This is a genomic window from Streptomyces sp. NPDC030820 (genome assembly GCF_055572075.1).
Window position 1 is genome coordinate 126,531 of record NZ_JBVIEB010000020.1, and the last position, 7,872, is coordinate 134,402.

Below are 7,872 nucleotides of genomic sequence, written 5' to 3' on the forward strand. Positions count from 1 at the left end.
GCACAGCGGAGACACACCGATGACCCTCACTCACTCGCTCACCAGGCGTACCCGGGCACCGCAAACCGCCCAACAAGCGGCACCCCCACGGCGATCCCGGGGGGCATGGGCCCGGCGGGCCCCGCTGCTCCCGGCCCTGATCTTCATGATCGTGGTCACACAGCTGCCGTTCGTCGGCACGCTGGTGATCTCGTTCATGCGCTGGAACGCCCTCGACCCCGGCAACCGGGCCTTCGCGGGGCTGCAGAACTACAAGGACGCGGTGACCGACCCGCAGCTGCGTTCGTCCCTGCTGACGACCGTCATGCTGACGGTCACCGTGGTGCTGGTCAGCCTGGTACTGGGCCTGGGGTTGGCTCTGCTGTTGGACCGCCAGTTCCGCGGCCGCGGCATCGTCCGGACCATGCTGATCACACCGTTCCTCGTCGTGCCCGTGGCCTCCGCACTGCTGTGGAAGCACGCGCTGTACAACGCCACCTACGGGCTGATCAACGGATCGCTGACCTGGCTGTGGAGCCTGTTCGGCAGCGACAACGCGCCGCAGCCCGACTGGCTGTCCTCGCTGCCGCTGATGTCCGTGGAGGCATCGCTGATCTGGCAGTGGACGCCCTTCATGATGCTGATCCTGCTGGCCGGACTGCAGAGCCGCCCCATGGACGCCGTCGAGGCGGCCCGCGTGGACGGTGCGAGCACCTGGCAGGTCTTCCGCTACCTCACCTTCCCCCACCTTCGCCGCTATCTCGAGTTGGCCGCACTGCTCGGCAGCATCTACGTGGTGCAGAACTTCGACGCCGTCTTCACGCTCACCGGCGGCGGCCTGGGCACCGCCAACCTGCCCTACACCGTCTACGAGACCTTCTACCAGGCGCATGACTACGGGCAGGCCTCCGCGGAAGGCGTCATCGTCGTCATCTGCTCCCTCCTCGTGGGCAGCTTCGCGCTCAGGACGGTCTCGTCCCTGCTCCGAGAGGAGACCCGCTGATGGCCGTGACCGTCGCCCCCCGCCCCACGGGCAGCCCAGGCAGCACGGCCCGACGCCGACGCGGCGCACTCGGCTTGCTGGCCTGGCTCTGCGGAGTCGCGTTCTTCCTTCCGGTCGCCTGGATGGTGCTCACCTCGCTGCACAGCGAGTCCGACGCCGCGACCAACCCACCGAGCCTGGGGGCACCGCTGACCCTCCAGGGCTACCGGGAGTTCTTCGGCGCGAGTACCGGCGTCTCCCCCTGGCCGCCGCTGATCAACTCCTTCTCCGCGAGCCTCGTCTCGACGCTCCTGGTGCTGGTGCTGTCCATCCCGGCCGCGTACGCGCTGTCCGTCAAGCCGGTGCGCAAGTGGACGGACGCGATGTTCTTCTTCCTGTCCACCAAGATGCTGCCCGCGGTGGCCGGACTGCTGCCGATCTACCTGATCGCCAAAAACAGCGGCCTGCTCGACAACGTCGCGCTGCTGATCATCCTCTACACCTCGATGAACCTGCCGATCGCGGTATGGATGATGCGTTCCTTCCTCGCCGAGGTCCCCGTCGAGATCCTGGAGGCAGCCTCCATCGACGGCGCCGGACTGCCCACCGTCCTCGCCCGGATCGTCGCCCCCGTCGTCGCCCCCGGCATCGCCGCCACCTCGCTGATCTGCTTCATCTTCAGCTGGAACGAGCTGCTCTTCGCACGCGTACTCACCGGCGTCGTCGCCGGCACCGCACCCGTGTTCCTCACCGGCTTCGTCACCAGCCAGGGCCTCTTCCTGGCCAAGGTGTGCGCCGCCGCCGTCTGCATCTCCCTGCCGGTTCTCATCGCCGGATTCGCCGCCCAGGACAAACTTGTCCAGGGCCTGTCCCTTGGAGCAGTCAAGTGAAAGCCGCCATCATCAGCTCGCCCGGCCAGGTCAGCGTCGAGACCGTCGACGACCCCACACCCGGCCCCGGGCAGGTGGTGATCGAGGTCTCTGCCTGCGGCCTGTGCGGCACCGATCTCCACATCCTGCAGGGCGAGTTCGCACCCACCCTGCCCATTGTTCCCGGGCACGAGTTCGCCGGCGAGGTCGTCGCCCTGGGCTCCGGGGTACGCGACCTCGCCGTCGGCGACCGGGTCGCCGTCGACCCCTCTCTGTACTGCCACGAGTGCCACTACTGCCGTATCGGACGCGGCAACATGTGCGAGCGCTGGAACGCGATCGGTGTCACCGTCCCCGGCGGCGCGGCACAGTACACGGCCGCCCCCGCCGCCAACTGCGTCAAACTCCCCGAGCACGTCCGCACCGAGGACGCCGCCCTCATCGAGCCGCTGTCCTGCGCGGTACGCGGCTACGACATCCTGCGCAGCGCGCTCGCCAGCAACGTACTGATCTACGGCTCGGGCACCATGGGCCTGATGATGCTGGAACTCGCCAAGCGCACCGGAGCGGCCACGGTCGACATGGTCGACCTCAACGAGGACCGGCTCGCCACCGCCCGCACGCTCGGCTGCAGCAACGCCGTGACCACCGCCGACGCGCTCGAACGCCCGCGCGGCTGGGATGTGGTCATCGACGCCACCGGCAACGCCCATGCCATCCAGGACGCCCTCGGCCGGGTCGGCAAGGGGGGCACCTACCTCCAGTTCGGCGTCGCCGACTACGCGACCCGGGCCACCATCGACCCGTACCGGATCTACAACGAGGAGATCACCATCACCGGCTCGATGGCGGTCCTGCACAGCTACGAGCGCGCCGCCGAACTGTTCGCCGGTGGAGTGCTCGACCCGGAGATCTTCATCAGCGACCGGCTGCCGCTGGCGGACTACGCCGAGGCGCTGCGGCAGTTCCAGGCCGGGAAGGGCCGGAAGATCCAGGTACTGCCGTGACCTGAGGTACCGAACGCGGAAGCGGCCGGGCCCGCACCGAGCCGGCGCCCGGGGGCCTGATCGGCAGCGGGGACGCAGCAGCCCTCGGGCTCCCGGCGCTCGTCATCGGCGAAGCACTGGTGGACATGATCAGGGCACAGGCTCGAGCTTGTCATTCCGCAACCCACCACATGACACCGCCTCCTGTCGGCTGCCGGCGTCGGCCGGAGGACGTCCGTCCCGGCCGCCCTCGAGCGCCAGGCCGGCCGAGGCGGCGCCACGGCATGGCGGCTTATGCGTCCGTCCGGCACAGCGCGTACAGAACGGCCATGGTGTGCGTCGTGGTCCGGCAGGGCGTCTCAACGGCCAGCGCACGGCCGGCGGCCAGCAGCAAGTCCGCCGCGTCGCGTACCGTGCAGCACGCCTGGAACTCGCCTGCGATGCCAAGCTGCTTCGCCAGATGGCGGACCTCTTCCTCGTGCGCAACGAGCTGACTGCGAATGGCTCCGGTGTCGAGAGGCCGCAAACTCTCTGTATCCATCCGACCACGGTAGCGATGCGGCTGCGCCGATTGCGCCCCTTTCTAGATATATCTGGGAAGGTTTTTGACCAGCATGTCAGCACGCGCCAGGGCCGACCGGCGGCACGACCTGCGCTCCGCCAACGCCCTCCACGTCCCTGTCGACGGCGGCATAGTGAACCGCCAGGCCGACGGCCAAGCGGGGCCAAACGGCGTACCTCCACATGCCTGCCCCTCACGAAGACGCCAAGGTGGGAAAACAGGCCTGTTGGAAGGGAGCATCCGTCCGTGAAGATACCGAGCTCGCCTCGCTTCCTGGGGACAGGCACAGATACAGGGCGGCGCCGGCCAAGGCGCCCCCGATTGCGTGCCACCGCGGTCACGCTCGCGCTCGCCGCCGCCGCGGCGGCGGGCAGTCCCGCCTCCCGCCCGTCGGACCGCAGCGGGAGTCCCCAGGTGACGGCGGACCGGCAGCCGGCATCCGGTGTGATCACCGTGAACCACGCCTACCAGGTACCCGATCCGCTGCCGCCCGCAGAACCGGGCACGCTGATTGCGGCTACAGACCATGGTCCTGATGCGCGGCTGGAGAGCGCGCGGCGCTGGACGGTGCTGTACCACTCCACCAACGCACGCGGCGCGAACGTTGCCGTCAGCGGCACCGTGCTGCTGCCGTCGGGCCGGGCTCCCCGGGGAGGGTGGCCGGTGGTGTCCTGGGCGCATGGAACGACCGGTGTGGCCGACGCCTGCGCACCCTCGCAGTCGGCGAACCTGGGCTCGGAGGCCTTCGCTCAGGAACTGCGCGCGCTCCTACGCGCCGGGTACGCGGTCACCGCCTCGGACTACCCCGGACTGGGCACCCCGGGCCCGCACTCCTATCTGGTCGGCGCGGACGAGGGCAACGCGGTGGTCGACATCGTCACCGCGGCTCGCCGGCTGATACCCGGCCTGGCGCCGGTGTGGTTCGCAGTCGGGCACTCGCAAGGGGGGCAGGCCGCGCTGTTCGCCACCCACGCCGCGCGCCGGACGGGCGCTCAGCGGCTTGGCGCGGCGGTGGCCATCGCCCCGGCCAGCCACCTGGAGGCAATGCTCGCGGGGGTGAAGGCCTCCCATGTGCCCAGCGAGCTGTCCTTCGCCTTCTACTCGCTCGTCGGCCTGGCCGCCACCGAGCCCGGTGGCCCGGTGACGGATCTGCGCTCGCTGCTGGGGCCCTCGGCAGCCGCTACGGCCTCCCGGGTCATCGCCGACTGCGTGACGCACAGCCATCCCGTGCTCAAAGGGGTGAACACCGAGCGGATGCTGCCGCTGAAAGGGGATCAGCTGCGGCGCATGGGTGAGCGGATGGGCGCCTACGGCGATCCGGACCGCTCCGCCATCACCGTCCCCACCCTGGTCATCCAGGGTGACGCCGACCAGGATGTGCCGCCTGCCTGGACCGACGAGGTCGTGGCCCGCCTGCGTCGCCTGGGCTCCCCCTCACTGGTCTACCGCGTCTACCCCGGTGCGGGCCACGATCAGGCCCTGGGCCGGTCGGTCTGCGATCTCCTGGCCTTCCTCCACACCCACGGCGGGAGCCGCCCCGGTGCCTGCACCCCGCCATCGAGCAGCCATGGTTGAACCGGTCGGGCGGGCCGCCGAACCGAGTTTCGGTAGCGGATCGACCGCAACGTTCGGCAGCGCGCGGGTACGGCAGCCGCCGCCCGGTCCACGGTGATCAGCATGGAGGGTGACCGACGCTGACCAGCCGGTATACCGGCAAGGTCGCAGCTGCCAGGGCGGGGCTTCCGGTGGGGCCCGGGGGTGCGCCGCCGTGGTCGGCCCGGCTGCAGGCTGGAAACAGCGGAGACATGTGCCAGAGTGGAGGCACCGAAACGGCGCGGTCAGCGCGCGGACGAGGCAGGAGAGGGCGCCTGTCATGTCCATCAATTTCGATCCGCACAGTGCGGCGACGGCCTACTCCGTGTCCGTCGACCGGCGGGGCGAGGAGTACGCGGACCTGTTCGGACAGGCCCCGGTGATCTTTGCTGCGCTCAGTGGCCCGAGGCACCTGCTGGAAGCGGCGAACTCGGCATTCTTCGAGACGCTCGGATGCGACCGCGGGCGCCTCGGCGAGCCGGTCGGAGAGGCGATTCCGGAACTGGCTCCGCAGGGCGTCCTCGACCGGCTCGATGCGGTCTACCGCACCGGCGTCGCGTACCGGGCCAGGGACGGGCGGCTTCTGCTGGGCAGGCCGGGCAGGCAGCGGGAAGGATTCTTCGACTTCACCTACGAGCCCCGCCGGGATGCCGTCGGCCGGATCGACGGAGTCGTGGTGATCGCGGTCGACACCACCGCGTACCACCATGCGCATCTCCTGGCCGCGGAGCAGCGCGTGCTGCTGGAGCAGATCGCACGGGACGCCCCGCTGGACGAGATCCTCCGAGGCATGGCCACGGCGATCGAGGAGTTCTCCCCGGACATGCTCGTCTCGGTACTGCTCGTCGATCCCGACGGACAGCACCTGCGGCACGGCACCGGCCCGCGCCTGCCCGACTTCTACAACGAGGCGGTCGACGGGGTACCCATCGCCGAGGGCGTCGGCTCGTGCGGCACGACCGCCTTCCGGCGCGAACCGGTGATCGTCACGGACATCGCCACCGATCCCCTGTGGAAGGACTACCGAGACCTGGCACTGAGGGCCGGGGTCGCGGCGTGCTGGTCCACACCCATCCAGGACGCGGACGGCCGGCTGCTGGGCACCTTCGCGATGTACCACCGCACCCCCAAGGCTCCCCAGGACAAGGACATGGCGCTCAGTGCCTCCTTCACCCGCATAGCGGCGCTGGCCATCGAACGCCATGCCGCGGTGGAGGCACGCCACGCCGCCCAGGAACGCGAGAAGGCCGCGCGAGAGGATCTGGCCTTCCTGCTGGAGGCCAGCACCGCCATCACGGGCGAGACACACTACTCGGACAGCCTCCAGCGCATGGCCCGGCTGACCGTCCCGGCCCTGGCACCGCTGTGTGCTGTCCATGTATCCGAGGGCGGCCAGACCCAGCGCATCGCCGTCGCGGCGTCGACCCGGGAGGGGGACGAGCTCCTCTCCTCCCCCGCGCTGTGCGACGAGGTGGACGCCGCCGTCGCCCGCGTGCTGGCCTCCGGCGCGACCGAGTCCGCCCACGCGAGCGGCCTGCGCGGGCAGCTCGGCGTCAAGGATTACGTGTGCGTGCCGCTGACCACCCGGGGCCGTACCTTCGGAGCGCTGACCCTCCTGGCCACCGACCTGCCCCTGGACGAACGCAAGGTCGCCCTGGCCCAGGAACTCGCCCGCCGGGCCGCGTCGAGTGCCGACAACGCCCATCAGTTCACTGACCGCGTCCGGCTTTCCCACGATCTTCAGGCAGGCCTGCTGCCTCCCGAGATACCCAGGATTCCCGGCGCCACCCTGGCGGCTTCGTACCATCCGGCCGGAGAGGGCCTCGATGTCGGCGGCGACTTCTACGACGTCTTCCCGCTGCCCGCCGACCGCTGGGCCCTCATGATCGGCGACGTCTCCGGACGCGGCGCGCTGGCAGCCGCCACCACCGGCATGGTCCGCCACACCGCACGTGCAGCCGCCCGCCTCCTCGACGAACCGGCGGCCGTGGTCACCGCCATCAACGACGCACTGACGGGGCACACCGCCGGTGACGACCAGTTCGTCTCGCTCGTCTACGGCGAGCTGCGGCACACCGCGTCCCGCCTCACGCTCACCCTGATCCGAGCAGGCCACGTACCGCCGCTCGTGCGCCGTGCCGACGGCACGGTCGTAGAACTCACGCAACCGGGCCTGCTGTTGGGTATCGGTCCTGATCCCGGCTTCTGCCCGTGCTGCATCGACCTGTACCCGGGCGACAGCCTTGTCCTGGTCACCGACGGCATCACCGAGGCCCGTTCCGCCGACGGCGAGTTCTTCGGCGAGGAGCGCTTGGCCGATGCGCTCGTCGCCGTCCGGACCACGACGCCGACAGCCACTGCCGTCGTCGAGTCCATCACCACCGCAGTCACCGCATTCGCAGGCAATGCCTCCCTCGATGACCAGGCCGCACTGGTGATCACCGCCATCTGATGGTCACGATCGCACGGCATCCATTCCGCGGCCTCCTGCTCACCGCTGACAGGGTCCGCTCCAGCGGCGTGGTACATGCTCGGACACCTGTGGCGTCCGGCCTGCTGCGCACCGAAAGCATTCCTCGGGATGGCGGGTCCTGCTGGTGCGGGCCCGGCCGTCTCCGGTGCTCGCCGACTCGGTCCGTGCTCCCTCGTCCGGACGATTCTTCCCTCCAGCAGTCGAGTTGCGACCGACTCCGGACCCGGCGTGAGCGATTGCGGTCTTGGTAACACCAACTTAACGTCCGAGGAGTCGGGTTCTTCCGATAAGGCCGATATCGACTTGTATGTCGGCTTCCCCCGTCATGCCATGGAACGGAGCATTCATGTCGGTGATGACCGGTACCCCGCCTCTGCAGCAGTTCGGCCAGCAGATGGGCGGCCCGCAGCAGCAGATCGGCCAGGTGG

General features: G+C 69.8%; 6 protein-coding genes. 5 read left to right on the plus strand and 1 reads right to left on the minus strand.

Annotated elements, in window-relative coordinates; all coding sequences use genetic code 11:
* Positions 1-19 precede the first annotated feature (19 nt).
* From ACZ418_RS38355 to ACZ418_RS38365, 3 genes are read left to right on the plus strand one after another with little or no spacing between them, the layout of a single operon-like run.
* Positions 20-982, plus strand: coding sequence for a carbohydrate ABC transporter permease (locus tag ACZ418_RS38355; RefSeq protein WP_468372268.1), 963 nt, complete (start codon positions 20-22; stop codon positions 980-982).
* Complete coding sequence (locus tag ACZ418_RS38360; RefSeq protein ID WP_468372270.1) at positions 982-1,851, plus strand: carbohydrate ABC transporter permease; 870 nt, start codon at positions 982-984, stop codon at positions 1,849-1,851. Before ACZ418_RS38355 ends, ACZ418_RS38360 begins: the two co-directional genes overlap by 1 nt.
* Positions 1,848-2,837 (plus strand): zinc-dependent alcohol dehydrogenase family protein, encoded by a 990-nt coding sequence (locus ACZ418_RS38365; protein ID WP_468372272.1) that lies wholly within the window; start codon positions 1,848-1,850, stop codon positions 2,835-2,837. Before ACZ418_RS38360 ends, ACZ418_RS38365 begins: the two co-directional genes overlap by 4 nt.
* A gap of 271 nt (positions 2,838-3,108) precedes the next feature.
* Here the strand turns inward: ACZ418_RS38365 and ACZ418_RS38370 are convergent, their stop codons facing one another.
* Positions 3,109-3,357: a hypothetical protein gene (locus ACZ418_RS38370; RefSeq protein WP_468372274.1), complete on the minus strand. Its 249-nt coding sequence runs from the start codon at positions 3,355-3,357 to the stop codon at positions 3,109-3,111.
* Positions 3,358-3,699: 342 nt separating this feature from the next.
* Between ACZ418_RS38370 and ACZ418_RS38375 the strand changes: the two genes are divergently transcribed.
* Positions 3,700-4,953 (plus strand): alpha/beta hydrolase family protein, encoded by a 1,254-nt coding sequence (locus ACZ418_RS38375; RefSeq protein WP_468372276.1) that lies wholly within the window; start codon positions 3,700-3,702, stop codon positions 4,951-4,953.
* A gap of 298 nt (positions 4,954-5,251) precedes the next feature.
* A complete protein-coding gene (locus ACZ418_RS38380; protein WP_468372279.1) occupies positions 5,252-7,423 on the plus strand; it encodes a SpoIIE family protein phosphatase in 2,172 nt (723 codons plus the stop codon).
* Positions 7,424-7,872 lie beyond the last annotated feature (449 nt).